The 25,667-nt window shown below is 51.2% G+C and carries 18 protein-coding genes and 1 tRNA gene; 5 read left to right on the plus strand and 14 right to left on the minus strand.

Features of this window, described 5'->3' with window-relative positions; all coding sequences use genetic code 11:
* Positions 1 to 151: 151 nt before the first annotated feature.
* From tal to IKQ95_09685, 10 genes are all read right to left on the minus strand, one after another.
* Entirely contained in the window at positions 152 to 1,189 is a 1,038-nt protein-coding gene (gene tal / locus IKQ95_09640; protein MBR4196959.1) for a transaldolase, read from the minus strand.
* A 147-nt stretch (positions 1,190 to 1,336) separates the two neighbouring features.
* Positions 1,337 to 2,932: an FGGY-family carbohydrate kinase gene (locus IKQ95_09645; GenBank protein MBR4196960.1), complete on the minus strand. Its 1,596-nt coding sequence runs from the start codon at positions 2,930 to 2,932 to the stop codon at positions 1,337 to 1,339.
* A gap of 4 nt (positions 2,933 to 2,936) precedes the next feature.
* Positions 2,937 to 4,856: a transketolase gene (locus IKQ95_09650; protein ID MBR4196961.1), complete on the minus strand. Its 1,920-nt coding sequence runs from the start codon at positions 4,854 to 4,856 to the stop codon at positions 2,937 to 2,939.
* 155 nt (positions 4,857 to 5,011) lie between these two features.
* Positions 5,012 to 5,863 carry a class II fructose-bisphosphate aldolase gene (locus IKQ95_09655; protein ID MBR4196962.1) on the minus strand — a complete coding sequence of 284 codons (852 nt, stop codon included), beginning with the start codon at positions 5,861 to 5,863 and terminating at the stop codon, positions 5,012 to 5,014.
* Positions 5,864 to 5,876: 13 nt separating this feature from the next.
* A complete protein-coding gene (locus IKQ95_09660) occupies positions 5,877 to 7,181 on the minus strand; it encodes a class II D-tagatose-bisphosphate aldolase, non-catalytic subunit (GenBank protein MBR4196963.1) in 1,305 nt (434 codons plus the stop codon).
* A 72-nt stretch (positions 7,182 to 7,253) separates the two neighbouring features.
* Positions 7,254 to 8,195 carry a sugar kinase gene (locus IKQ95_09665; protein MBR4196964.1) on the minus strand — a complete coding sequence of 314 codons (942 nt, stop codon included), beginning with the start codon at positions 8,193 to 8,195 and terminating at the stop codon, positions 7,254 to 7,256.
* 98 nt (positions 8,196 to 8,293) lie between these two features.
* Positions 8,294 to 8,375, minus strand: a tRNA-Leu gene (locus tag IKQ95_09670).
* Positions 8,376 to 8,392: 17 nt separating this feature from the next.
* A complete protein-coding gene (locus IKQ95_09675) occupies positions 8,393 to 9,769 on the minus strand; it encodes an amidophosphoribosyltransferase (GenBank protein ID MBR4196965.1) in 1,377 nt (458 codons plus the stop codon).
* Positions 9,762 to 10,475 (minus strand): phosphoribosylaminoimidazolesuccinocarboxamide synthase, encoded by a 714-nt coding sequence (locus tag IKQ95_09680; protein ID MBR4196966.1) that lies wholly within the window; start codon positions 10,473 to 10,475, stop codon positions 9,762 to 9,764. The genes IKQ95_09675 and IKQ95_09680 overlap by 8 nt, the downstream gene beginning before the upstream one ends.
* 61 nt (positions 10,476 to 10,536) lie before the next feature.
* Entirely contained in the window at positions 10,537 to 10,752 is a 216-nt protein-coding gene (locus tag IKQ95_09685) for a hypothetical protein (GenBank protein ID MBR4196967.1), read from the minus strand.
* A gap of 82 nt (positions 10,753 to 10,834) precedes the next feature.
* On the opposite strand from IKQ95_09685, the gene IKQ95_09690 reads away from it, so the two are divergent.
* From IKQ95_09690 to IKQ95_09700, 3 genes are all read left to right on the plus strand, one after another.
* On the plus strand, positions 10,835 to 16,444 hold the full coding sequence (locus tag IKQ95_09690; protein MBR4196968.1) for a putative Ig domain-containing protein: 5,610 nt from the start codon (positions 10,835 to 10,837) through the stop codon (positions 16,442 to 16,444).
* A gap of 67 nt (positions 16,445 to 16,511) precedes the next feature.
* Complete coding sequence (locus tag IKQ95_09695; protein MBR4196969.1) at positions 16,512 to 17,318, plus strand: LicD family protein; 807 nt, start codon at positions 16,512 to 16,514, stop codon at positions 17,316 to 17,318.
* A 188-nt stretch (positions 17,319 to 17,506) separates the two neighbouring features.
* Positions 17,507 to 18,319, plus strand: coding sequence for a LicD family protein (locus IKQ95_09700; GenBank protein ID MBR4196970.1), 813 nt, complete (start codon positions 17,507 to 17,509; stop codon positions 18,317 to 18,319).
* A 52-nt stretch (positions 18,320 to 18,371) separates the two neighbouring features.
* On the opposite strand, the gene ilvN is transcribed toward IKQ95_09700, so the two are convergent.
* Together ilvN and ilvB are read right to left on the minus strand one after the other, a co-directional pair.
* Positions 18,372 to 18,884 carry an acetolactate synthase small subunit gene (gene ilvN / locus IKQ95_09705; GenBank protein ID MBR4196971.1) on the minus strand — a complete coding sequence of 171 codons (513 nt, stop codon included), beginning with the start codon at positions 18,882 to 18,884 and terminating at the stop codon, positions 18,372 to 18,374.
* A gap of 13 nt (positions 18,885 to 18,897) precedes the next feature.
* Positions 18,898 to 20,637, minus strand: coding sequence for a biosynthetic-type acetolactate synthase large subunit (ilvB, locus tag IKQ95_09710; protein ID MBR4196972.1), 1,740 nt, complete (start codon positions 20,635 to 20,637; stop codon positions 18,898 to 18,900).
* Positions 20,638 to 20,721: 84 nt separating this feature from the next.
* On the opposite strand from ilvB, the gene IKQ95_09715 reads away from it, so the two are divergent.
* The gene (locus tag IKQ95_09715) at positions 20,722 to 22,689 is read left to right on the plus strand and encodes an FAD-dependent oxidoreductase (GenBank protein ID MBR4196973.1); all 1,968 of its coding nucleotides are present in this window, start codon (positions 20,722 to 20,724) and stop codon (positions 22,687 to 22,689) included.
* On the opposite strand, the gene mnmE is transcribed toward IKQ95_09715, so the two are convergent.
* Both mnmE and IKQ95_09725 read right to left on the minus strand, forming a co-directional pair.
* Entirely contained in the window at positions 22,612 to 23,943 is a 1,332-nt protein-coding gene (gene mnmE, locus IKQ95_09720) for a tRNA uridine-5-carboxymethylaminomethyl(34) synthesis GTPase MnmE (GenBank protein ID MBR4196974.1), read from the minus strand. The genes IKQ95_09715 and mnmE overlap by 78 nt on opposite strands.
* Positions 23,940 to 25,226, minus strand: a complete 1,287-nt coding sequence (locus IKQ95_09725) for a CCA tRNA nucleotidyltransferase (GenBank protein MBR4196975.1) — start codon at positions 25,224 to 25,226, stop codon at positions 23,940 to 23,942. The genes mnmE and IKQ95_09725 overlap by 4 nt, the downstream gene beginning before the upstream one ends.
* A 151-nt stretch (positions 25,227 to 25,377) precedes the next feature.
* On the opposite strand from IKQ95_09725, the gene IKQ95_09730 reads away from it, so the two are divergent.
* Positions 25,378 to 25,620, plus strand: coding sequence for a hypothetical protein (locus IKQ95_09730; GenBank protein MBR4196976.1), 243 nt, complete (start codon positions 25,378 to 25,380; stop codon positions 25,618 to 25,620).
* The last annotated feature ends 47 nt before the right edge of the window (positions 25,621 to 25,667 follow it).

The following is a 25,667-nucleotide window of genomic DNA, read 5'->3' on the forward strand; positions in this document are numbered from 1 at the left end:
GGCACAAAAAAAGGACTGACAGAGTCTGTAAAGTTTTCTGTGTATAGACACAATTTTTTCTAGAATTTGCAAGGTGTTCGTTTCATCAAAACACACTTTTCTGCACAGACTCAGCTGACATTCAACGCCAGCCCCTTCAGAAATTTTTGCCTTAACGTTTTCCCGCTTTTGTCTCGATTGCCGACATCAGCGACTCGAACGCAGCGTTAAAGGATTTGAGTCCGTCAGCAAGCAACTTAGCGCACACTTCGCCGAGATCTATTCCGATTTCCGCAAGCCTCTTCATGTCCGACTCAGCCTCAGCGAGTCCAGTCTCAAGAGTCAATGCAGCATGGCCGTGATTCACAAACGCTTCAAGCGTCGCAGGCGGTACGGTGTTCACTGTGTCAGGGCCGATTAATTCCTCGACATATTTCACATCGGAGTACGCCTTGTTCTTTGTACCCGTGCTTGCCCACAAAGGACGCTGAACCTGTCCCGCGCCCGCAAAAAGCCTCCTGAACTCCTGATACATGAGCTTGATTCCGTCAACAGCAATCCGCCCGCATAATGACGTTTCGCCCTTCTCCGAAAGCAGTTTGTCAACAGCACCGTCAACCCTGCTCACGAAAACTGACGCGACAGAAGCCGCCTTGCCTCCGCGTTTCACGCCCTCAAGATATGCTTTTGCGACATCGACATACTGAGCGTGTGAGAAAATCAGCGTTGAGTTCACGTTGACGTTTGACGCAATGCACTCCGTTAATGCCGAAATTCCTTCAGGTGTCGCCGGAATCTTTATCATGACATTGGGACGGTTGAGAAGCGCGAACAATCTTTTTGCCTCGCTGATAGTCGTATCACGGTCAGAAGCAAGCAACGGATTCACTTCGAGAGAGACATAGCCGTCTTTGCCGTTCGTCCTGTCGTAAACCTGGCGCATTATGTCCGCAGCTGCTCCGACTTCCTGAACCGTTAAAGCCTCGTAGATTTCCGCTGTTGTTTTGCCTGATGATGACAGTGATTTTATTGCGCCGTCATAGTCCGCTGTCTTTGCGATTGCGTTCTCGAATATTGACGGGTTTGTCGTAACGCCCGTAACGCCGAGATTAATCCATTCCTGAAGACCGCCCGATGCTACAAGCTCCCTGTTGATGTAGTCAAGCCATATTGACTGGCCGAGATTGAACGCCTGATGTATTGCTGTCATTGATGATATTTCCTCCTTACTTAATGTTTTTACAGCTTACTCCCTTAACGGTGATATACCCCCTGTGTCCCCCCTAACGGTGATATCCCCCCCTGTGTCCCCCCTAGTTTAGGGGGGATAGAGCAAAGCGGGAGAGGGGTAACCCTTTTACCATTTCATTGCGCTGATTGCTGCCTTCTCGATTTCGAGTCCAGCAACGTAACGCCGTGTAAATTCCTCAAAGCCTTTCACTTCTTCCGGGTCAGGGTTGACAGCTTCCCCGGACAAGTCTTTGAACACTCTGCTGTTGAGATAGTCCTCAAGTTTTCCCGCGCTCTTTCCGTCAGCAAGATACGCCGCAAGAAGCGCGATACCCCATGCGCCTCCCTCGCTGGCTGTTGACATTACGTAGACGGGAGAATTTACCGCAGCCGCAAGAAATTTCTGCATGACTAACGGTGTCTTGAAGAGTCCGCCGTGCCCGGTGATTCTGTCGAGCCTGACTCCCTCGTCCTTCAACAAAATATCCATGCCCAATTTCACCGCGCCTAATGACGTGTAGAGATTCACGCGCATGAAGTTAGCGAGATTGAATTTGCTGTCGGGCATTCTCGCGAAAAGGGGTCTTCCCTCGTTGATGAACGTAACATTTTCGCCGGAGTAATAGCCGTATGCCAAGAGTCCCCCGCAGTCTTTATCGCCCGTCAATGAATGAGTGTACAGTTTCCCGTACAATTCGCCCATGTCGGCGGTAATCCCCATGAGTCCGCAGAACTCGTGAAAGAGTGAGACCCACGCATTGAGGTCGCTCGTTCCGTTGTTGGCGTGGGACATAGCGCAGGGGAATCCTGAAGGTGTCGTTACCATGTCAATCTCGCGGTGTAACTTCTTGAGCTTTTTGTCGACAACTATCATCGCAAACGTGCTTGTTCCTGCTGAAAGGTTGCCTGTTCCGGGTGCTACTGCGTTCGTTGCGGTCATTCCCGTACCTGCGTCGCCTTCGGGGGGACACATCATCACCCCGGCTTTGAGAGTCCCGGTCTCATCGAGGAGTTTCGCGCCTTCCTCTGTGAGTTTTCCGGCGTTGTCTCCTGCGACTAAAACTTTCGGGAAAACGTCAGCGAGTTTCAGCGCATGGCCGTGTTTCTTCATGAGAGCGTCAAATTTTGCGGCCATGTCCGAGTCGTAATCGTGAGTCTCCGAGTCAATCGGGAACATTCCGGCAGCGTCTCCGATTCCGATGACCTTTGCGCCCGTCAGCCTGTAGTGAATGTAGGCGGCAAGTGTGAAAACGGAGGCGACATTCTTCACGTGGGACTCGCCGTCTAATATTCTCTGGTACAGGTGAGCGCATGACCATCGTAACGGAATGTTGAAGTCAAATAATTCTGTGAGTTCGTCAGCGGCCTTTGTCGTGTTAGTGTTTCGCCAAGTCTGGAAGCGGGCTATCTGCTTGCCGTCCTTGTCGAGGGCTATATATCCGTGCATCATCGCGGAGACTCCCATTGCCCCGAATGTCGCGGGTGTTACGCCGTATTTAGACTCGACATCTTTACGCAGGGAGGCGTAGCACGAACGGAGTCCGGCTTCTGCGTCCTCAAGATCATACGTCCATACGCCGTCAACTAACTTGTTCTCCCAGTCGTGAACACCTGACGCTAACACATGGCCGTCATAATCGACTAACACGCCTTTGATTCTCGTTGAGCCGAACTCAATCCCTAATGCGGTTTTTCCCTCAAGGATTAATTTCTTTGCGTCCATAAATTTACCTGCCTTTCATGAACGACTCAGCTATCTTTTCCGCTGAGAGTCCCATTTCAGCGCGCACTGAGTCAGAATTTCCCGACTCGCCGTAATGATTCACTCCGAGTGTCTGAATTTTCGGGAGTGCGATTCCTTTTCGTACTGACTCAAGCACCATCACCGCACCCATTCCTGTATTTGCGTTGTGATCTTCAACCGTCATGATGTGGCCGGTCTTCACTGCCTCATTGATTGCTGACATATCCGGCTCAAGCGGGCATGATACGCCGTAAACAGAAACCTCGACTCCTTTTGACGCGAGAATGTCGGCGGCCTTCAGTGCGATTTGCGCCATGTAACCGAGCGCGAATATTGCGCCGTCTTTGCCGTCCCGGAGCTTGTCTGCCTTTCCGTATGTGAAGCCGTAACTGCCCGTGTAATATTTCAGCCCGTCAATCTTTGAGCGTCCAACGGCCATGCAAATATCGCCCGGAGTTTTCAGCATCCATCGAGTTGCCCTGTCTGTCTGGTTCGGGTCAACAGGTACAACGAGCTTCCAGCCGAACATGTTACGCATTAATCCGACGTAATCAATGCACTGATGAGTCTTTCCGTCCTCGCCAACGTCAAGCCCGACATGAGTCAGCACTGTCTTGTTGCCCGTGCGGTTAATGTCGTTGAGCCTCTGCTGGTTGTAGACTTCATCAACGCCGAAAACGCCAAATTCCGCCCATACGCTTACGACTCCCGCAAGGCTCGCAGTTCCCGAAGCTGTTGCTACTGAATGTTCCTGTATACCGCTCTGAATGAAATTATCGGGGCATTCCTTCTTGAAGGCTCCTGTCATTACGGACGGGGATAAATCGCAGTCGAAAACGAGAATCGGAGTCCGGCCTTCCTTCTTGTAGTTGCGTTTGCCTACATCAGCGAGAGCTTTGCCAAATGCGCCGCGGTTGTCCGAAACTTTTTCGCCCTCGTAATCGAACGGAGTCCCAGTGTCAATGTTCGGCGCGGGGGGAAAATCTATCTTCCTTCCTGCGAATGTGGGGGGATTCTTTCTGCGTTCGAGTGCCTTTGCGAGGGTGTCAGGTTCTCCGCCGAGATGAGCTACAATTTTCGCGTAATCGTCATTTGATACGGGCTTTCCGTGATAGTCGGGGATTCCTTCCATGATTAGGCCGTCTTTGCCCATGACCGTCTTGCACAAAAGCACGGTGGGTTTTCCGTTTTTGCCCGCGTTCCTGAGAGCCTCATAGAGTGCCGCGAATGAATGCCCGTCAACCTCTACAGCCTCCCAGCCGTCAGCCTCCCACAATGCGCGAATATCACACGGCAAAATTTCCTGACGTGTTCCCGAAAGCTGTATGTCGTTCCAGTCGATGAGAGCCGTTAAGCCCGTGAGATTCTGACGCACTGCCATGCGCCGGGCTTCTGCGATTTGTCCCTTTGTCTGTCCTCCATCGCCCATGAGAACATACACGCGGCCATGATGATTATTTGCCTTCTGTGCGAGCGCGAATCCGACTCCCGCTGAGAGTCCCTGTCCTAAATTCCCGGTGCCTAAATCGATTCCGGGAATTTCGCGCTCAACATGTCCCTGAAAAACTGAGCCGCACTGCCTGAAATGCGCCATTGCCTCTTCACGGTCAACGAATCCCCATTCCGCTAACGTTGCGTAGACTCCTGCTGACGTGTGGCCGTGAGAGATTACGACATAATCACGCGCTGTAGTGCTGCAATTTTCCGGCGTAAGGTCGGCGACTCCGTATACTGTCATGAACATCTCCATGCTTGAGAACGCTCCGCCGGGGTGTCCTGACTTTGCCGCGCTTACCATTGTGAGGGCTGTAATTCTCGCTCTCTTTGCTGATGTTTCGAGGGCTGTTATCTGTTCGGGCGTTAATTTATCTGACGGGTATTTGTGGATATTGGGTAATGCCATAATGATTCCTCCTGTTAAATTGCTGTTCCTTCCCTATATTTCCCCTTGCAGTTACCCTCCTTCTGCTTGCGCTCCCTCCCCACTAAGTTAGGGGGGACACGGCTTGCCGAGGGGGGTAACACCTCACAAGGGGGGTGAACAGCGGGGTATTCCTATCACACTCTTCCGCAGCTGCCGATGACCTGCATTCTTTCTTTCACGTAGCGTTTTACCTCCTCCATTCCGTATGCGCCGTATTTTTTCGGGTCAAATACTCCGGGATTTTCCTTCATGTATTTCTTCACGCCGTATGTGTATGAGATTCGCAGGTCTGTCGCGTAATTCACCTTGCACATTCCCATACTCACACAGCGAATCACCTGATCGTCCGGGACTCCTGATGTGCCGTGCAAAACTAACGGGATATTAACGCGCTCATGAATCTTTGTGAGAACGTCAAAATTTATGTGAGGCGTTCCCTTGTAGACTCCGTGAGCAGTCCCGACAGCAACAGCAAGAGAGTCGCACCCGGTTTCCTCAACGAATATTTTTGCCTCGTCCGGGTCAGTGTAGGGATTTTCCGACTGTGAATTGTCGAGGCCGTCTTCTTTTCCGCCTACCCTGCCTAATTCCGCCTCAACGGGAATATTAACGGCGTGGCAAATTTCGGTTACTGTTTTTGTGAGGGCTATATTTTCCTCAAGCGGCAGCTTGCTTCCGTCAATCATGATTGATGTATACCCCGCGTGAAGTGCCTGCACCGCCATAGCAAGCGAATTGCCGTGATCCAAATGACAGGCTACGGGGATTCGCGTTCGTCTTGCGGCGGCTCTTATGTTCGCGAAATAGAAATCAGCCCCGGCATATTTCACTGTCCCGGGAGTCGTCTGCATGATTACTGGGGAATTTGTTTCCTCTGCCGCTGAAAGTACAGCTAACACCATCTCCATATTCTCAACGTTGAAAGCTCCTACGGCGTATTTGTTTCTCTGTGCGTCAAGCAATAATTCTCGTGATTTCACAAGCAAAATTTATCATCTCTCAATCGTAAATCTTAGTGCTTACTGCGTAATTGTAATCCTCGCACAAAGCTACTACGCAATCTTTCACGAGCGCGGAAGCCTTCAGCGGTAATTTTCCGTCCCTGACTCTTTTGTGCTGGCGGGGCAAAAATTGACTCAGCATTCCCGCAGGTATTTCTACACTGTCAATGTTGGCGAATAATTTTGTGATTGCTGACTTGATTTCGGGTAGGCTGAAATAATATCTGCAACGGTCGGAATAACTGTACTTCCTCGCAATGTGCTTCTCCAATTCTGAGCCGTGATAATGTTTCTCCCAGTTGTGCGGATTTTCGAGCATTGCGGACTCTAACGTCTCAACAAAATTAGCGCGTTCATTTTCCGGGACTAGCTCACGCTCAATCATGCTGAGTGCGAAAAGTCCCTCACGTAATGCGAACGTCAGAGCCGGGCCGACTTTGAGAATCGCTATTCCGTCTTCTGCCATCTCGCGCAATTTTTCGGGGGGCTGATAGTCCGTTGAATGTCCCTCGAAAACAAAGCCGGGATATTTCCTCAATGTAGATGTGAGACTCGCCGCGTCATTCCTGCAATACTGGTGAATGTCCCTGTCGCCAAATTCGACTCCGGGCTGAACTACTACGGCTATAACGTCCTGCCATCTGTCGGAGATTCCATGCTCCTCGAATTTCCGCTTGTAGGTCATTAGTGTAGTCTCAAAATCTTTCGGGCTTGTTACGGTGAGTCCCTCGTCATTCTGCGTCCCGCCGGGGATTGGCACTTCACTGCCTATGACGTATACCGGGCGCATTTCGCTGGGATTATTTTTCCTCATCTCCTGATATGCTTTCTCGCACTCCTCAAGCAATGCCGCTCCCCTTTCGGCGATAACGTCATCGGAGAGCCGCCCGGCAGGGTCATCAGCAACCTTCATGCTTGTGTCAAGATGAATCTTCTTGAACCCGGCCATGACGCAGAGACGCACTAATTCACGCGCACGGCTCATAGCTTCAGCCTCCGGCAAATTCGCCCACACAAGCGGCCCGATGTGATCTCCTCCGAGAATGATTTTTGCCCGGTCAAATCTCACCTTGTCCGCAATACCGTAAACGTAATCCCGGAAATCTTGCGGCTTCATTCCTGTGTACCCGCCGTACTGGTTAATCTGATTCGCTGTCCCCTCGATGAGAATCGGAGAGTCGAATCTTTTCCCCTGCTCCAAAATTGCCTCTATTGCGAGTTCGTTTGCGGTGCAATATGACGGTATGCCCGCGTGGATTCCTGATTTCCTTCGTTCTGAGATGTCAAGCAAAGGATTCCGCAACGTAAAAATTACTCCTTTCACAAAAATAAAAGCCCCGCAAGTTTTCACAGGGCTTCAATGTCTCATATATCGTTATGACTCCTCTATCATTTTGCGGACTGACTCAGGCGAGATTTTCCCCTCCATCGGCCCGAATGCGGCGGCGTTCAATGCTCCTGCTGCTGCTCCCATTTTCGCGCACTCTGCTAACGTCTTCCCCTCGGCGAGTCCGCAGATGAATGCGGCATCGTATGAGTCTCCTGCCCCGGTTGCGTCCTCCTGAATGACTCTGTAGACTGGCTGAGAAACCTCAAGACCTTTGCGCGTGTAAATGCTTGAGCCTTTAGAGCCGTTTTTCAGCACAAGGACTTCAAGATTTTTATTGCTGAACACTGACTCTATTGCCTCGTCAAGATTTTCTTTTCCCGCAAACATTTTCAGCTCGGAGACTCCCGGCATTAATATTGATGAGCTTCTGAAGACTTCCTGCAACATCTCAAGCACCGCATTATCTTTCAGCATTTCGAGTCGTACATTCGGGTCAAAGGAAATTTTCACGCCGTGAGAGATCATCATGTTCATAGTTTTGACAATTTCCCGCGCGAAATTCACATCAGCCATTAACGAACAGCCCATTATGTGAAAATATTTCGTGTCCTCAAAGCCTGTGAAATTTCCGGGAGCTTTTGCCTTAACGCATGGGGAATTGTCCATGTAGAACAGAAATTTTCTTGAGCCGTCAGCAAAATACGTAACGAACGCTATACCCGTATGGCCGTCTTCAGGAATGATTACCCGGCTAACGTCAACGCCGTCATGTTTGAGCCTGCGCATAATGTTTTCGCCGAAATCGTCATGTCCGACTCCGCTGATTATCGCTGTGGAATGTCCGAGTCTCGCCGCCGTGCTGATAAATATACCGGGTGCGCCGCTTGGGAATGGGCCGCGAAAATAATCGGACTCGTATAGCGGTATGTCTTCTTTCGGGCGCATTATCTCTACAAGAAGCTCGCCCATTGTTACAATTTCTGCCATGAAAAATTTTTGCCCTCCCTTTGATGATGAGGATAAATAATTCTTGTGGGATTTGGGGAAAAGTTTACTATAATTGATGGGAAATGTAAAATTTTCAGTGCGGAGGAGGGGACTTGAACCCCTACACCTTTAGGGTATCAGATCCTAAGTCTGACGCGTCTACCATTCCGCCACCCCCGCAAACTGTCTCTATTGTATCACGACACAGGGACTTCCATCGGGTAATTTCCGTCAAAACATGCCTTGCAGTATGAGTCCTCAGCGCAGACTTCCCGCAAACTTTCCTCGCTGAGATATGTTAATGAGTCCGCGCCGAGATATTCGCAGATTTCTTCCGGCGATTTCTGTGCGGCTATGAGCTTCTCACGGTGCGGAGTGTCAATCCCGAAATAGCACGAGAATTTCACCTCAGGGGAAGCCGCGCAGACATGAATCTCTTTCGCACCCGCGTCCCGGAGATGTCCCACAATCCTCCGCAATGTCGTTCCGCGAACTATAGAGTCGTCAATGATGATTAGCCTTTTGCCCTCGATGTTCCGCCGAATCGTAGACAGCTTTATGCGTACAGCGTCATCCCTCATTGCCTGAGACGGTAATATGAACGTCCTGCCCATGTACTTGTTCTTGATGAGTCCCTCGCCGTAGGGAATGCCGGAAGCCTCCGCGTAACCTATCGCAGCAGGTATACCCGAATCAGGCACGGCCATTACTACATCAGCCTCAATCTTTCGTTGCTGTGCTAACTTCATTCCGCACCTCCGCCGGAAATCGTACACGCTCACTCCGTCAACAATAGAGTCCGGCCTCGCGAAATATACCATCTCGAACACGCACAAATTTTTCCTGCACCAGTGAGACGGCTCAACCGATTTCAGCCCGTCCCTGTCGGCAATCACTATTTCCCCCGGCCTGACATCGCACAGAAATTCAGCGTCAAGAGCTTCAAGCGCGCACGTTTCAGACGCGAACACATAGCCGGAGTCATTCTTCAGCTTACCGATACAGAGCGGGTGAAGGCCGTATGAATCTCTCACGCCGATTAATTTATCGCCAATGGTAATCACAAGGACATACGCGCCCTTAATGAGGCTCATTGCGTTTTTGATGCCCGCCTCGATTCCCCGCGAGCCGTGCTGGCATATTAGGTTGAGAATTGACTCGGAGTCGCTTGTTGTGTGGAAGATTACGCCCTCATCCGTGAGCATTTCCCGGAGGCTGTCGGCGTTGACGAGATTGCCATTATGCGCGAGGGCTATTTCACCGAGACGGCACGAGGCCACTAGGGGCTGTGCGCTCCTCTGTGAACCGTCGCCCGCTGTCGAATATCTCACATGGCCGATGGCGATATTCCCGGGGAGCTTCCCGAAATCATAGTCCCGGAAAACTTCCCCGGCGAGTCCCAAATCTTTGCGGATTTCGATTTTCCCCGCCGAGTTCGCCGCAATCCCGGCACTTTCCTGCCCTCTGTGCTGAAGCGCGTACAGTCCGTAGTACACCAAGCGAGACGCTTGCCCCGCCTCATCATTCAGGTATACACCGATCACTCCGCACTCCTCGTGAAGCTCATCAGACATTGCCGTTTATGCGCCTGAATATTTCCTCGTAGGCTTCCTCAACCCCGCCCATGTCCCTGCGGAATCTGTCCTTGTCGAGCTTCTCATTCGTCTTTGCGTCCCAGAAACGGCACGTATCCGGCGAAATCTCATCAGCAAGAATGATACTGCCGTCAGGGAGTCTCCCGGCCTCTATCTTGAAGTCCACGAGCTTGACTCCGATACCCGCGAAAAATTCCCGCAGGACATCGTTGACCTTGTACGCCATTTCCCGAATCACTTTGAGTTCGTCCTCTGTCGCAACTCCCAAGGCTATTATGTGGCTGTCGTTGATTAACGGGTCATTGAGCGCGTCATTCTTGAGGGAAAATTCAAGCGTCGGACATTTCAGCGGGGTGCCTTCCTCGACTCCGTAACGTTTCGAGAATGATCCGGCGGCTGTGTTGCGGATTATTATCTCAAGCGGGACTATCTCGACTGCTTTCACGAGGGTCTCGCGGTCGCTTAACTGTTCGGCAAAATGAGTCCTCACTCCGTTTTTCTCCAACAGTCTGAACATCATATTGCTCATCTTGTTGTTGATTACTCCCTTGCCTGTGATTGTTCCGTGCTTTAGGCCGTTGAAGGCTGTCGCGTCGTCTTTGTACTCGACAATGTAATATGACGGGTCTGAAGTCGCAAAAACTTTCTTGGCTTTTCCCTCGTAACGCTGCTCTAATTTCGTGATGCCCATGTTAATTTTGTTCCTTCCGTTGTAGATTGCTGCGTGAATATTATACATGCCCGCGCTAGTTGCCGCTGTCAGAGTCAGAGTCAAAAAAGTCTTTCCGCTTCCAATACCATAGACCCATAGCAAGCCCCCCGAAAATGAATCCCCCGCTTAAACCGCCGATAACGTAATCCATTTTCACGCCGCCCCCGAACAATGAGCTTCCGTAGCCCGCAAGAGCATAACCGAATGAGATAACGCAAAGAAGCGACAGTGTTGTGATAAATAGACGCATAAATTTTTCACCGCCTGTAATAAAATATCAGCAATTTCACTCCGAGATTTATTATATTCCATCAATGAAGGGAGTTTTTATCATGCGGAAATTTCTGAAGGCTATATGCTTTTCTGTGATGATAATTATTTCTGCCTCTTCAGTTTTTGCTGACGAGACTCCAAATCTCCAGGAAGAGCCTTTATCCCCCGCTTATCTCGAATGGCTCAATAATCCTGGCACCCACGCCCCGAACGGATATACCCCAAGCCCTGTAAATAGGTCTCACCTTTCAGGCAATCCCCCGGTAACCCGAACTGACTCTAGGAATGTCGGAGACGGCGCAATCCCCTCCGCTTATGACCTTCGGAACGTCAGCGGGAAAAGCTATGTCCCCTCAGTCAGAAATCAGGGGCAGTACGGAACATGCTGGGCGCACGCCGCGTTAGGGGCTATGGAGTCTAACTACCTCAGGCAGGGTGCTTCATATCTCACGGGTAGCGAGCCGGATTTGTCCGAGCTTCATTTATCGTGGTTCGTCTACCAGGATCCAAGGACGAGATATTCGTTCAGCAAGCAGAGTGGCTCATTCACAGGGGGCGAAGTTTTCGGCCAAGGCGGGAACGCAGACAAGGCCATCGCGCTTATGTCCCGAATTGCCGGCCCAGTCAACGAGTCTGTACTGCCGTATACCAGCATTAACGCTACTGTGTCGGGAATGCAGAAAATTATTCCGTCCAGCAAACTCCCGGAAGATTACCCCGCTGTTATGAGGCTTCATGACGCTTACACCCTCGGCGATATGACATCCTCACTAATGCCCACAGTAAAGCAGCTTGTCATGAACAACGGGGCTGTTGAGATAAGCTACTATTCAAACCAGACTGTCGCGACAGGTTCAGGAGTGTCGGCATACTACAAGAACAGCGACAGCACATATACATACTACAATACTTCAGGCGCGACTCCGAATCACGCTGTCTTGATCGTGGGATGGGATGACAGTTTCAGCGCGTCAAAGTTCAGCCCTAATCCCGGCACAAACGGAGCGTGGCTCGTGCGTAACTCCTGGGGCGGCTCATGGGGGCAGGCCGGGTATTTCTGGATGTCGTACAAGCAGAATATCGCGGACGTTACAGCGTATATCACCGAGCCTTTGACGAGCGGAATTAATGTATACTGCCATGATCCTTTAGGTATGTGCGGGACATTCGGATATACGTCAAACAGCGCGAAAATTCCGGGGTGGGCGGCTAATGTCTTCAGGGCTGAGGGTGCTAATGAAATCCTGACGCAGGTCTCACTAATCACTACAGAGAATAACGCGGGCTATGCTGTCTACGTCTACAAGCTGGGAAAAACTAAGCCGTCCTCACTTTCTGTTACGGCGGGAGGGTTCGCGGCAAAGAAGACTGGCACAATAACTTACGCCGGGTATCATGTGATTACGCTTGACGACCCTGTGAAACTTGATGACGGTGAATATTTCGCGGTTGTCGTAAACACCCTCAACACCGGCGCGTACAATATGGCCATCGAGCGTGAAGCGTCTTACCCCGGCGGAGGATATTATTCCCAGCCTTCAGTGAACGCGGGGGAGAGCTATTTTGCCGGGGGGAACAGTTTCCCAACATCATGGACGGACGGAAATTCAATGTCCCCGAAACGGAACGCCTGTATTAAAGCCTTCACCGTTACAGGCTCATCATCAGGCACAGCCCCTTCAATCACAACAACTTCCCTTCCTGACGGCAAAGTCTCTTCAGCATACAGCGCAACACTCGCAGCAACAGGAACATCCCCGATAACGTGGACATTTTCCGGGAACGTTCCCGCCGGACTCACGGGAAACACATCAACGGGCGAAATTTCCGGGACACCGACTCAGGCCGGGACATACACATTCACCGCGAAAGCCTCAAACGCTTACGGCTCGGACACAAAAACATTCACCCTCACGATTACTGCCATCACTCCCACAGGCTACGCCCCGAATATCGTTACAGCGACTCTCCCGGCTCCGTCCCTCAATACGGCGTACAGTCAGTATATTTACGCTGAAGGAACAGCCCCGATAACATTCTCCGCAACAGGGACTCTCCCCGCAGGACTCACGCTCGCAGGATCATCAAGCAGCATTTATCCCGGCGCGGCTCTGATTTCAGGGACACCGACAGCGGCAGGCACATATACTTTCACCGTAACAGCCTCAAACGCTTACGGGACAGCCTCGCAGTCATTCACACTGACCGTATCAGCCTCGTCGGGAACACTGACAATCACGACAGACTCAATTGTTGACGGCTACACAGGGCAGTACTTCAGCCAGACAATGACAGCGACATCAACACAAAGCGCCCTCATAAGCTGGGCGGTTACGTCCGGGACTCTTCCGGCGGGACTCTCGATTTCGCGCTACGGCACAATCACAGGAACACCGACAGCGGCAGGGACGTATTCATTCACCCTGAAAGCCTCGAACACTTACGGCACAGCGGAGAAAGCATACACAATGACCGTGAGGACGCTCGGAAATTTGCCGCGTATAACGACTCGTGATTTGCCTTACGGACTCAAGGGCGGAAGCGGCTACAGGGGAGTCCTCACAGCGTCAGGCACAGGGGCTATAACATGGGCTGTAACGTCCGGGAGTCTTCCGGCGGGCTTGTCTCTGAACGCCTCAACAGGAATAATCAGCGGGACTCCATCGGCGATAGGGACATATATTTTCACGGTGAGGGCATCGGACTCGAACGGCTCGACATTGCGGAGCTTCACGATTTATGTATATACGACAACATTACAGCCTGACATTGACACAGCGCAGACTCTTCCGGACGGCAAAACAGGCACGCCATATTACGAGACGTTAAACGCTTTCGCAACGTCATATGTTACATGGGCGGTTACATCGGGGACTCTTCCTGCGGGACTCACTCTCGATTCACAGTCCGGCGTAATCTCAGGGACTCCCACAAGCGCGGGGACATTCACATTCACGGTGAGAGCCGCGAACGCTTACGGCTCTGCGTCAAAGTCATACACGATAAAGATTACGGCTTCAAGCTCCGGCACAAAGCCCGCAATAACTACAACGGCTCTTCCTTCAGGCGAGGCGGGCAAAAGTTACAGTGCCTCACTCACTGCTACAGGAACGACTCCAATAACGTGGACAGCGCAGAATCTCCCGGCAGGACTGGCGATAAACTCATCAACGGGAGCTGTTACAGGGACTCCGACAGCCGCGGGGACATACAGCACGGTTATTACGGCCTCGAACAGTTACGGGACAGACTCGAAAACATACACCCTCACAATTTCCGCCGCAGGTGTCAAGCCGTCAATCACGACAGACTCATTACCTAATGGGCAGGCCGGGAAAAGTTACAGCGCGACTCTTTCTGCCGATGGAACAGCCCCGATAACGTGGACAGCTTCCGGTCTCCCTTCAGGAGTCAGCCTGAACACGTCAGCGGGAAGATTATCCGGGACTCCGTCAAGAGCAGGGACATACCGAATCACAATCACCGCGAGAAACTCATACGGCACAGCCTCCAAAACTTTCACCGTAACAATCGCCGCGGCGGGAGTGAGGCCGACAATATCAACATCAAGCCTTCCTGACGGCAAAATTGACGCGGAATATTCGCAGACTCTCACAGCGTCAGGCACAGCCCCGCTAACATGGGCGGTAACTTCCGGGACTCTTCCGGCAGGTCTGAGCATTAACGCTTCAACAGGCGTGATTTCCGGGACTCCGACAGAGTCAGGCACTTTCACTTTCACCGTAACAGCCTCGAACGAATACGGCACGGCCTCGAAATCGTACACGCTGAATATTATTGCGACACTTGACGGCGACAGCGTGAACATTTCCGGGTATGTCGGGTACGCTGTGAGGCAGCAGCTTTCGGTGTCGGCTTCAGGCTCTGTAATATGGCGGGCATTGTCGTCTCTTCCTTCGGGACTTTCACTCAGCAGGGCGGGACTAATTTCCGGGACTCCGAGGACAGCCGGGAATTTCAGCGTAAAGGTTACAGCGACAGCCGGGACAAGCGTAACAGAGTTCACTGTAAACTTCAGCATAAGCGCGAGGCCAGTAAGACCAACTATAACAACATCAATCCTTCCGAACGCCACTGTAAGCGAGGAATATTCACGAGCCGTAACAATAACAGGAACAGCACCCATAACCGTAACAGCAACGGGACTCCCTGAAGGACTCACGTTCAACTCCGGCACATGGCTCATCAGCGGCATTCCGTCAAAAGCAGGGACGTACAATATCAGGTTCACTGCGGAAAATGTTGCAACGAGGCTCGAAAACAGGCCGATAACAAGAACAGTCCGGCTTGTAGTCAGGGCGCAGGCTCCAAAAATCAATGCCCCCGGGACTCTTTCTGACGGGATTATGGGCGAGGCGTATAACGGCGTTCAGTTTACATTGTCGCAGGGTACAGAGCCGGTAGTATGGAGGATTTCGGGACAGCCGTCGGGAATGAGAATGAGCAGTACGGGACTCCTTTCGGGGACTCCGAGTCGGGCCGGAAAATTCAACATGACCGTAAGAGCGTCAAATTCAGGCGGAAATGACTCGCTCCGTGTGCCTCTCACGATATTGCAGAAGCCGGAAATCTCATCGGCGAGAATGGCCAACGGAACAACGGACATCACATATACAGCCCGATTCACAGCAAGAGGAACAGCCCCTATAACGTGGAGCATTGAAGGACTCCCGGACGGGATGAGCTTTGAGCAGAATACAGCCGGGACAAGTGCGACAGTCCGGGGAATCCCTACAGTGCCGGGTACTTACTCGGTGAGCATGAGCCTGTCTAACGAGGCCGGGACGAGGGATTACACCGTGAATTTCATTGTGAGGGGAGTGGCTCCGAGACTTACGGCGACACTTTCGCGGGCTTCTGTAGGACAGTCATACACGGGAAGCAGGATTTACGCGACAGGAACAAAGCCGATGGAAATCACGCACAGCATATCAGATTCAGACCTTGTGAAATTCGGAATAACGAGCCTTGAAGACTTGGGACTCAAATTCACCTGCAATTCAGCAGACGGCACAGCGAAAATCACCGGGACTCCTGAGTTTTCGCTGAAGAATCTCCCGATAACATTCACCGCAAGGAACATAGTATCATCCGTAACACGCCGTGTATACCTCACTATAGCCGGGTCAGCTCCGAGATTCACGGCTCCTTCAGCGTCAACAGTGAACATGACATGCGAGATTGGGAGCGATATTGATATTGATTTCACGGTAACAGGCTCAAAGAAAATCACCTACAGCATGACGGGCGGAAGCGGCTTCACTCTGACACAGACGGGAGATTATGACGCTCATCTTTCCGGGACAGCCCCCGCGAGGGACACAACGACAACGATAACGGTGAAGGCGACAAACGCGGACGGCAGTGCGACAAAAAGAGTCATCATAAGGACGCAGACCCCACCGAAAATCACAACAGCATCGCTTCCATCCGGGACAGTCAGCAGGAACTACAGCGCGAGAGTCACGGCGACAGGTACAAGCACAATCCGCTACACGATTTCAGGGACATTGCCTGCCGGACTCAGGTTCAGCAACGGGACATTCAGCGGACGGCCTACACAGTCAGGAAATTTCACCGTAACAATAACGGCGACAAACTCAATCGGCACTGACAGTAAAGAGTTCACGATAACTATAAACAGCTAGAGGCGTTAAAATATTCCCCTCTGTGAGACATTTACAGGGGGGATTTTTCTTAGGGAGGTACGCAGGCATGAAGGAAATTACACCTTCAAGGCTGAAGGAATTGCAGCTTGGGATTCTTGATACTGTCGCGGAATTTTGCACGGCTCACGGGATAAATTACTGGCTAAATGCTGGGACTCTTCTCGGCGCGGTCAGGCACAGGGGCTATATCCCATGGGATGATGATGTTGACCTTGCGATGCTGAGACGGGACTACGACAAGTTCATGGCCGAGTTCAACGGGAGCAACAGCCGCTACAAGTTTGTTTGTTACGAGAATGACCCGGAGAGCTTTACGCATTTCGGGAAAGTCCTCGATACGTCAACAGTATTGTATGAGCCTGATGAGAGGGGCGAAAAGTTGTCAGTGTACATAGATATATTTCCGATGGATAACGCACCCGATGATGTTTCAGCCCGTGAAAGAATGTTCCGGTGGCGTAATGTTCTTTACGTCTGCAACTTGGGAAGGAAGCTGCCTGTTTTCCTGAAGCCCACGAGGGGAGGAATATTGCGGCGGCTGTGCGTGTATGCTTTCCGGGCGGTGCTGAGAGTTTTCCCGCGTCATTATTTCGTGAAGGCTCTTGTGAGGAACGCAAAGAGATTCGCCGGGGCTGACACGGAATATTTCGGGGATTTCACCGGGACTCACAATGCTGTGATGAGAAGAGACCTTGCGGAGAATATAACGCGGCTTGAATTTGAGGGGAAGAAGTATAATGCCCCGGCCGGTTATGATGAGTGGCTGAGAAAACTTTTCGGGGATTACATGCGCCTTCCTGCGCCGGAAAAGAGAGCCTCGACTCATTTTTTCAGGGCTTACGAATTGGATTAGCGCATAACGCCGGAGAATATGATAAAATCAGTCAAACAATCCACAAAGAAAGGACTTGACAAAGATAATGATGGTCAGTAAAATCGGCTGTCGACTGTCAGCTGTCGGCTAATTCTTTGCGCGTCAAACTGTAATTTCCCGTCAAAAAATTTCCCACGTGTTTCTCTTTCTGATACGGAGGCTATGCAATGAGACAGCTTACCGTAGAGGAGATCAAGAAAATAGCGGTCGGTATTCTTGAGGTTGTAGCGCGTTTTTGTGAGGAGCGCGGAATAAATTACTGGATCGACTACGGGACGTTGCTGGGTGCTGTGAGGCACAAAGGCTTTATCCCTTGGGATGATGATATTGACATCGGAATGCTGAGGCCGGATTACGACAGGTTTATGAAGGAGTTTAACGGCTACAATCCCCGCTATGAGGCTCACTGCATAGAGAATGACCCTAATTTTGTCCGCGGTTTCGGCAGAGTGTTTGATACCCGTACGCTTTCTTTATGGAAAAGTATGGAGAATATCAAATACGGTGTAAACATAGACATATTTGTCCACGATAACGCCCCAGATGATGATGATGTAGTCGCGGAAATGTACCGCCGCCGCGATTTCTATCACAGGATGAATTTCCGGCGGCTGAGGCGTATTAGCAGTAAGACTGGCGGGAATATTCTTAAACAGCTGTGCATCTACACTTTCAGGATAATGATGAGAATATTCCCAAGAGGTTATTTTCCCCGCAAACTGGTGGAAAACTCAAAACGTTATATGCATGAGGATACAAAGCGCGTAGGTGAGTTTGTAGAGTATGGTTATTCTGTGTACAGCAGGGAAGAGGTAAGCTCATTCGTTGACATGGAATTTGAAGGGAAAAAGTACAAAGTCCCCGCAGGATATGATAAAGTTCTAACTCAGTACTACGGCGACTACATGACCCCGCCTCCCCCTGAAAAGAGAGTCAGGCCGCATTCTTTCACGGCATACCTCAAAGACCCGGACGAATAGCACACACAAAAATTTCCCCCCCGGCCATGTTCTCCGGGGGAATTTTCACTCTCTACATTTCGCCGCGTTCAATGGCTACAATACCAGTCCGCGCAAGGTCAATTATCCCGAACTCCCTCAATAAGTCCTCAAATGCCCCCGTCTTCTGATCGTCGCCCGTAACTGAAACCGTAATGCTGTCCGGCGTAATGTCCACGACTGAACCCCGGAAGATGTTGCAGATCTGTATGATCTCATTCCTTGCGGCCCTGTCAGCAGCATGAACACGAACCATCATTAACTCGCGCCGTATCGACTTGGCCGGGTCAAGAATTTCAACGTAATGTATCGGCACAAGTTTGCGGAGCTGACTGCATAACAGCTTTATTCTTTCCTCGTCCGAATATATTTCTATCGTGAAGCGCGTAACATTCTGATCTACCGTCCATCCCGCCGCTATCGTCTCAATGTTATATCCCTTCCGTGAGAACAAATGCGCCAATTGCGAGAGGACTCCGGCTTCATTGTCCATCGCCGTAACTATCGTGTAACGCTTCAGGCTCTTGCTGTCTTCTTTTGCCTGCATTATCACTCACCCCCTAGTAGAGCATGAAATTTGTGATGAAACTATTTCCGCCGACCATAGGCCGAACCATCTCGTCAATGTCAATCCGGCAGTCAATCACCCAGCCGAGACCGTCAGTGCGTGAGGCTACAGCCGTCTTCAGGACATCCCGCAATGTCTCTTCATCCCTCACTGTCGCGCCGTGAATGCCGTATGCCTCTGCCAGTTTCACGAAATCCGGCCCGCGGTCTAACGTTGTCTGCGAGTAATGCTCATGATAAATCAAGTGTTGCCACTGTCTGACCATTCCGAGAGTCTGATTGTTGAACAGTAACGTGATAATCGGCATGTGATAATACTGCTCTGTAGCAAGCTCGTTGCAGTTCATGCGGAATGACCCGTCCCCGGTAACATGAAGCACCGTCTTGTCCGGGTTGCCCGCCTGGACTCCGATTGCCGCGCCGAGTCCGAATCCCATTGTCCCGAATCCCCCCGATGTTATGAGCTGGCCGGGGTAGTCAAACCTGAAGTGCTGAATCGCCCACATCTGATGCTGTCCCACGTCTGTTGTTACCATAGTGTCCTGCGGGAGAATTTCTGCGGCTGATGATAATATCTGCTTGGGCGTGAGATTGCCGTTTTTCGGGTCGTCATATTCAGTCTCACGGCGGAACGAGAAAACATAATTTTTCCATCCGTCATTGTTCTTGTCGCGCTTGAGTTTCGACAGTAGGAGAGTCAGAATCTCTTTTGCGTCCCCGATAATATGAAGGTCTGATTTTATGTTCTTGTCGATTTCTGACGGGTCAATGTCAATGTGTACTATTTTTGCGTTTTTCGCGAACCCCGCCGGATTAAGCGTTACACGGTCAGAGAAACGACAGCCGACCGCAATCAGCAAATCGCAGGCATCGCACGCCATGTTAGAAGCCTGTGAGCCGTGCATACCGATCATGCCGGTTTTCAGAGGGTCATATCCGCCGAAAGCACCCCCGCCCATCACAGTAATTGCGACAGGAGAGTCCATTCTCCGCGCCAACGTCCTGAACTCCTCAGACGCTCCCGAACGTACGACTCCGCCTCCGCAAATCAGTAGCGGTTTCTCCGAACGGTCAATCATTTCCGCGAGAGTCTCAACGGCCTTAACGTCAATTTCCGGGTAACCTATTGCGGGGTGATGTGAGTCCCTCATTCGGGCTATGCGCGGGCTACCTGATGACACGAAATCTTCCGGCGTTGTCGGCGTGTAGAGACACTCATCGGCGGTTGCGTTCTTCTGAATGTCAATCAATACCGGGCCGGGTCTGCCCATTTTGGCGACAGCGAAAGCCTCCCTCACAGTGTCAGCTAGATTCTTGACACTGCTGACTATGTATGTACATTTTGTGATTGGGAGAGTTACGCCGGTTATGTCTACTTCCTGAAATGAGTCGCGGCCGATTAAGTCTGAATTAACGTTGCAGGTGATGAATACGACAGGTGAAGAATCCATGTATGCGGTTGCGACTCCTGTTGTGAGGTTTGTTGACCCCGGCCCGGACGTAGCAAAACAGACTCCGACTCTGCCTGTTGACCGGGCGTAACCGTCAGCGGCGTGTGAGGCTCCCTGCTCGTGTGCCGTAAGAATGTGGCGGATTTCGGGATGTTCATATAATTTGTCGTAAACGTTCAGGATTGCCCCGCCGGGATAACCGAATATCGTATCGACTCCCTGTTCTAAGAGGCACTGTATTAATATCTCCGAGCCGTTTATTTTTCTGGCTGTCTTGTCCATAAAATACCCCTCGTGAAAAAATTTTTTCCTGAAATTTTAGCACAGTCATGTAGAATATTGGCATTTCACACGGAGGCACTAACTATGCGGAAAAAGTTTTCAGCGTTAATTGCTTTTCTCATTCTCTCATCATCAACAGCATTTGCTTACGACATAATCATAGCAGGCGGTGGAATGTCGGGTGTGTCAGCTGCGATTCAGGCCACACGACTCGGCGCAAGCGTCCTCATCATTGAGCCTACATCAATGCTTGGAGGGCAGGCCACAGCGGCAGGAGTCTCAACAATGGACGACATGTCCCGCCTTCCTGAGAGCGGAATTTACCGCGACTTCATGGACAAGGTGAGGAGTCATTACGCGGAGAAGGGGAAATCTATCGCCACATCATACTGGAAGACGGACGGAAAAGCATTTGAGCCGAAAATCGGAAGCGACATCCTCAAAGTCATGGCCGCAAGCGCGGATATACTGTACCATTCCGAGATCGTCAGCGTGAAACCGTCAGAAAACGGGAAAATCATCACCGCAAAAACCCCTGAAGGCACAAAATCTTTCACCTGCAAAATTCTCATTGACGCGACAGAATACGGCGACGTTATACCGCTGGCGGGACTCAAATACCGTTCGGGAAACTCAATTTCACCCGACATGAATCCCGACTCGATGATTCAGGACATCACATGGACGGCCATAATCCGGAAATACCCGAAAGGAGTCCCGGACATTCTCAGGCCGAAATCACCCCTCCCAGGTTACGACAAAGCCCGCAAAAATTACCTCGCCTACGTATCACGCAACAATTTCGGAGCGGGTAACAGGTCGCCGTTCAAACTTCCCGCAGAGTTTTCCGCGCACAACGGCTACAGGGCAGTGCCGGATTCATACTTGCCGGGAAATTACACGGGTTCGCGAAAAGACTGGAAGCGAATCACAAAGACGGGAGTCAACTGGGGCAACGATTATCCCGGCACATACGGCTGGGAGGAGAAATTCGGAATCCCTATCGCATATCTTGAGGATAAATCTTTCCGGGACGAAATTAACCGCGAGGCACTCATCAAGACACTGCACTTCATATACTACATGCAAAACGAATTAGGCGAGTCATGGTCAGTTGACCCGAACGAATATGACGATCTCCCGAAAGAAGCCGCCAATCTCCCGGAGGAATGGCAGAACATTGCCCGGCATTTTCCCCCGGTGCCATACGTCAGAGAGTCGCGCAGGATTGTGGGAAATTACACGTATAACTCTCAGGCAATTTTCACCAACTCCGAAAGCTACAGGAACGGGAAAAAGAATCAGGAAATCCCCGACTCAATCGCTATCGGGGGATATATTCTCGACCTTCACACGGGAGATGATGATGATGATTTCGAGCATGAACTCGGCGAGCGTCAGTCAGCAATGAGGACTCACGAGCCTTGCGGGGCGTTTCAGGTGCCTATGAGGATATTTATCCCGCTGAGTGATGATAACTTTTTGGCGGCGGAAAAAAATCTCTCAATGTCCCGTCTTGCCACAAGCGCGCTAAGATTACAGCCCGTTTGCATGATGACGGGGCAGGCTGTCGGGACTTTGGCGGCTCTTGCGGTGAGTTATGACATCAGGCCGGGGGATATTCACGCAGTTGACGTGCAGAAAATTCTTGCTGACTATGGCGTGATGATGTCTCTTGCTGAATATGACGATGTTCCCGAACGGAGCGAATATTACGGGGCTGTGCAGATTGCGACGCTCTACAGGCTCATTTCGCCGGACAAATATCCCGTTTACCCAAAGCAGAGAATAAGCACTCCGTCAAAAACGCGCAGAGTCCCCGGCAGATTCGGAGTCAACAGAAAAGTAACACGGAAAGAATTTGACGGCATCATTTCCCGCGCAGAGTCGGCCATGAACAAGCCAGTAACAGCACAATACCGCGAGGGAATGACACGGGGCGAGGCAGTCAGCATTATTGTTGGCGGAATGTCATCACTTCCCGACGCAAAAACGGCTGAACATGGAGTCGAGAAGCTCATCCCCCGCACCGACTCCCAAGACGCGCAATAGTCTAACCCTCGCCGAACCGAGAAGCCCCGCCGTAACATCATCACCCGCGAAACTTACGGCGGACTTTTCCCCCTCCCGCAAGTCGCTCAATGCCCCGCGCAGTTCTCCGAGCTGATACGCCGAGACATTAAGCCCGGCATTAACCGCGCAATCCTTTACGGCAATGCGGTAAATTTCCCGCCTCAGTTCCTCAACGCCGGCTCCTGTTTTTGCCGACAGGTGAATCACCGCGCACCCCGTCTCAATATCCCCGGCCATGTCGGGAAGGTCTGACTTGTTCACGGTGATTATTGCGTTACGGCCTTCAAGTTTGCTGATATATTCTGCGTCTTCAGCCGTGAGATTTTGCGAGCCGTCAAGAACATAGATACATATATCCGAGTCCCTCACAGCCTCAAGCGCGAGCCTTACCCCCTCGGATTCGATAACGTCATCAGATTCCCTCAGTCCGGCGGTGTCAGACAGCCTCACAGGAACGCCCCCGATGATGATATTCTCCTCTATTATGTCGCGTGTTGTGCCGGGAATGTCCGTAACGATTGCGCGATTTTTGCCGACAAGGGCATTCAGGAGGGACGATTTTCCCGCATTGGGACGGCCTGCGATTACAGCATTTACACCCTGACTCAGAATCATTCCGGCGGAACATCTCGGCAGGAGTGCTTCAAGTGATGAGACTATCGGCCCTATTTCGCCGGGAACATCAAGCCCGGTGAGAGTCTCGCCTTCCGGGAAGTCAAGCTGTATTTCTATTTTCCCCTGCAGCGACAAAATATCATCATGAATTTTCATGACAGCCCGCGACAATTCGCCCGTGAGAGTCCGCGCCGCCGCTTTGAGTGCCTCATTGCTGCGTGAAGTTATTGCCGACAAAACGCCCTCAGCCTGCGACAAATCAATATGTCCGCTGACGAAAGCCCGCCGGGTAAATTCTCCGGGTTCTGCGACTCTTGCGCCGTTTGAGACAGCAAGCTCAAGACATTTTTCCGCCGCGAAAATTCCGCCGTGAGTGTGAATCTCTATAACGTCCTCGCCCGTGTAGCTCTTGGGACTCCTGAAGCAGACGCACAAAACACGGTCAACGATTTCGCCCCCGTCAACAAGACTCGACAAATACATCCGGCCATGCTCCGGGAAATTCTGACGGGTGAGAATTTTTTGTGAGACAGAAACGGCATCAGGCCCGGAGATTCTCACGATTGCGATTGCTCCCTCGCCTAATGCCGTAGATATTGCCGCTATTGTGTCGTTCATGCGGTCTGTGATTTGAGCCATTCCTCCGCCGCGGCGCGTGATGACACTTTCCCGGTGCCTATGGCCATGTCGAGTCCCTCAAGAAGCTCGCCGACTCTCTTTCCCGGCTTCATGTGAAGGAGGGACATTACCTCGCGCCCTGTCATGTAGCGTGAAGCTCCCTGCGTCTGAAGCTCCACAGTCCTGAAACGCCTCAATACCTGCTTCAGGTTCCAGTTATTATTGTCGAGGACATCGCGGTGTTCCTCAATATGACCCTCAGCAATCGCGGCGCACTTGGCGAACTGCATAGCCACAAGGAGAGCCTCGCGGGAATAATTCAGTGTCTGGCGGCACAAAACTTCCTCGCTTATTGGCTCATAGAAACGCCTGTAGTTGTTCATGATAGCTGTTACGTAGTTGATGGTTTCTGACTGTATATTCCAGCGCGTCATGTATTCCGTGATTATGCGGTCGGCCTGCTTGCCCCTGTCGCTTAAATCTGGCTTCACCGAGCCGATATGACCCAGTAATCCAGCAAGAACAAAGGTATCATTCTGTATGATTTTGTTTGTCGCGAGCCTCTGCTCTATTATCTGGAGAATGTGAATAACATGGTCATAAATCGTGCGCCCTTTTCCGTCCGGGGCATTCTTGAGCGCGTCAAGATCAGGCACAAAGAACGGCAGTAAGTCATAATCATCGCAGTACTCTATGAATCTGCATGGCCTCTGCCTAATGCCCTTCATGATTTCGCGCCCCCATCTTTCCTGCGGGATGTCCTTCATCCTGTCCGCGTGAAGCTCAAGAAATTTGCGTACGTCCGACTCAGTCTTCCAGAATATATCCATCTCGAACTCCGCCGCGAACCTCAGCATACGTAATATCCTCAGCGGGTCAGCCTCAATCAGGTCAACATTGTCCCCCGTAAGGCGTATGACCCTGTTGCGAATGTCGAGCCTTCCGCCGAACGGGTCAACAAATCCGCCGTCAGAACGTATTGCGATTGCCTCAATGCTGAGATCCCGGCAGGCTAGGTCATCCTCGATCGTATCTCCCCTGAGACTGAACGCCCTGAAAGGCATACCAAGCAATTCACCCCTCAGCGCGGGGAACGGGCCTCTTGCGTCAACCGTTCCTGTGCCGATTGCCTGGGATACCGCGTACATGTCATCGGAGTCAACTGCCAGGGTTATAGTTTCGGGCTGTATACCCATCTGCATCATCCTGACAGTGTCGCCGACCAGCCAGGCCCTTGCTCCTGTCTCTTCTATCTTTTTGAGAACGTCAAGATAATTGCGCATGAATATTACCTCCTCAAAATTATGTGAATGAAAAAGGTGATTATTTAATTTTACCATGAAGAATAAAATAATAACTCTGCAAAATTGCCATGATTGATGAGTGATAATATAATACAATTTACACTCAAAATAAACGCGGAGGCAAGGAGCCATGAAGAACAAAATCACGGTCACCAAAGCCAATGACATGATAACGTTCTATCTTCATGTCGGAAAGCGGCGATTCTTCCTCTTCGTGCAGAAATACAGCAAGGGAGTGTACGATTTCTTTGCGGGAGGAAGATCCGAGAGCGAGATACGGAACTTCAGAATGTGGAACCGTAATCCCCGACTCGATAAGACCATAGCAAAAATACCTCTCTACACAAAATACGTCATGCGCTACGAAATGTAGAAGGCAAAAGGCAAAAAAAGAACAGGATGACCCGATAATGAGCCGTC

It is taken from the genome of Synergistaceae bacterium (assembly GCA_017540085.1).
In the GTDB taxonomy this organism is placed as follows: Bacteria; Synergistota; Synergistia; order Synergistales; family Aminobacteriaceae; genus JAFUXM01.

Excerpts from the sequence above, each read along its gene's own strand:
- tal (MBR4196959.1), bottom strand. The coding sequence starts at position 1,189 with ATGACAGCAATACATCAGGCGTTCAATCTCGGCCAGTCAATATGGCTT.
- IKQ95_09645 (MBR4196960.1), bottom strand. The coding sequence starts at position 2,932 with ATGGACGCAAAGAAATTAATCCTTGAGGGAAAAACCGCATTAGGGATT.
- IKQ95_09650 (MBR4196961.1), bottom strand. The coding sequence starts at position 4,856 with ATGGCATTACCCAATATCCACAAATACCCGTCAGATAAATTAACGCCC.
- IKQ95_09665 (MBR4196964.1), bottom strand. The coding sequence starts at position 8,195 with ATGGCAGAAATTGTAACAATGGGCGAGCTTCTTGTAGAGATAATGCGC.
- IKQ95_09675 (MBR4196965.1), bottom strand. The coding sequence starts at position 9,769 with ATGTCTGATGAGCTTCACGAGGAGTGCGGAGTGATCGGTGTATACCTG.
- IKQ95_09685 (MBR4196967.1), bottom strand. The coding sequence starts at position 10,752 with ATGCGTCTATTTATCACAACACTGTCGCTTCTTTGCGTTATCTCATTC.
- IKQ95_09690 (MBR4196968.1), top strand. The coding sequence starts at position 10,835 with ATGCGGAAATTTCTGAAGGCTATATGCTTTTCTGTGATGATAATTATT.
- IKQ95_09695 (MBR4196969.1), top strand. The coding sequence starts at position 16,512 with ATGAAGGAAATTACACCTTCAAGGCTGAAGGAATTGCAGCTTGGGATT.
- IKQ95_09700 (MBR4196970.1), top strand. The coding sequence starts at position 17,507 with ATGAGACAGCTTACCGTAGAGGAGATCAAGAAAATAGCGGTCGGTATT.
- ilvN (MBR4196971.1), bottom strand. The coding sequence starts at position 18,884 with ATGCAGGCAAAAGAAGACAGCAAGAGCCTGAAGCGTTACACGATAGTT.
- ilvB (MBR4196972.1), bottom strand. The coding sequence starts at position 20,637 with ATGGACAAGACAGCCAGAAAAATAAACGGCTCGGAGATATTAATACAG.
- IKQ95_09715 (MBR4196973.1), top strand. The coding sequence starts at position 20,722 with ATGCGGAAAAAGTTTTCAGCGTTAATTGCTTTTCTCATTCTCTCATCA.
- mnmE (MBR4196974.1), bottom strand. The coding sequence starts at position 23,943 with ATGAACGACACAATAGCGGCAATATCTACGGCATTAGGCGAGGGAGCA.
- IKQ95_09725 (MBR4196975.1), bottom strand. The coding sequence starts at position 25,226 with ATGCGCAATTATCTTGACGTTCTCAAAAAGATAGAAGAGACAGGAGCA.
- IKQ95_09730 (MBR4196976.1), top strand. The coding sequence starts at position 25,378 with ATGAAGAACAAAATCACGGTCACCAAAGCCAATGACATGATAACGTTC.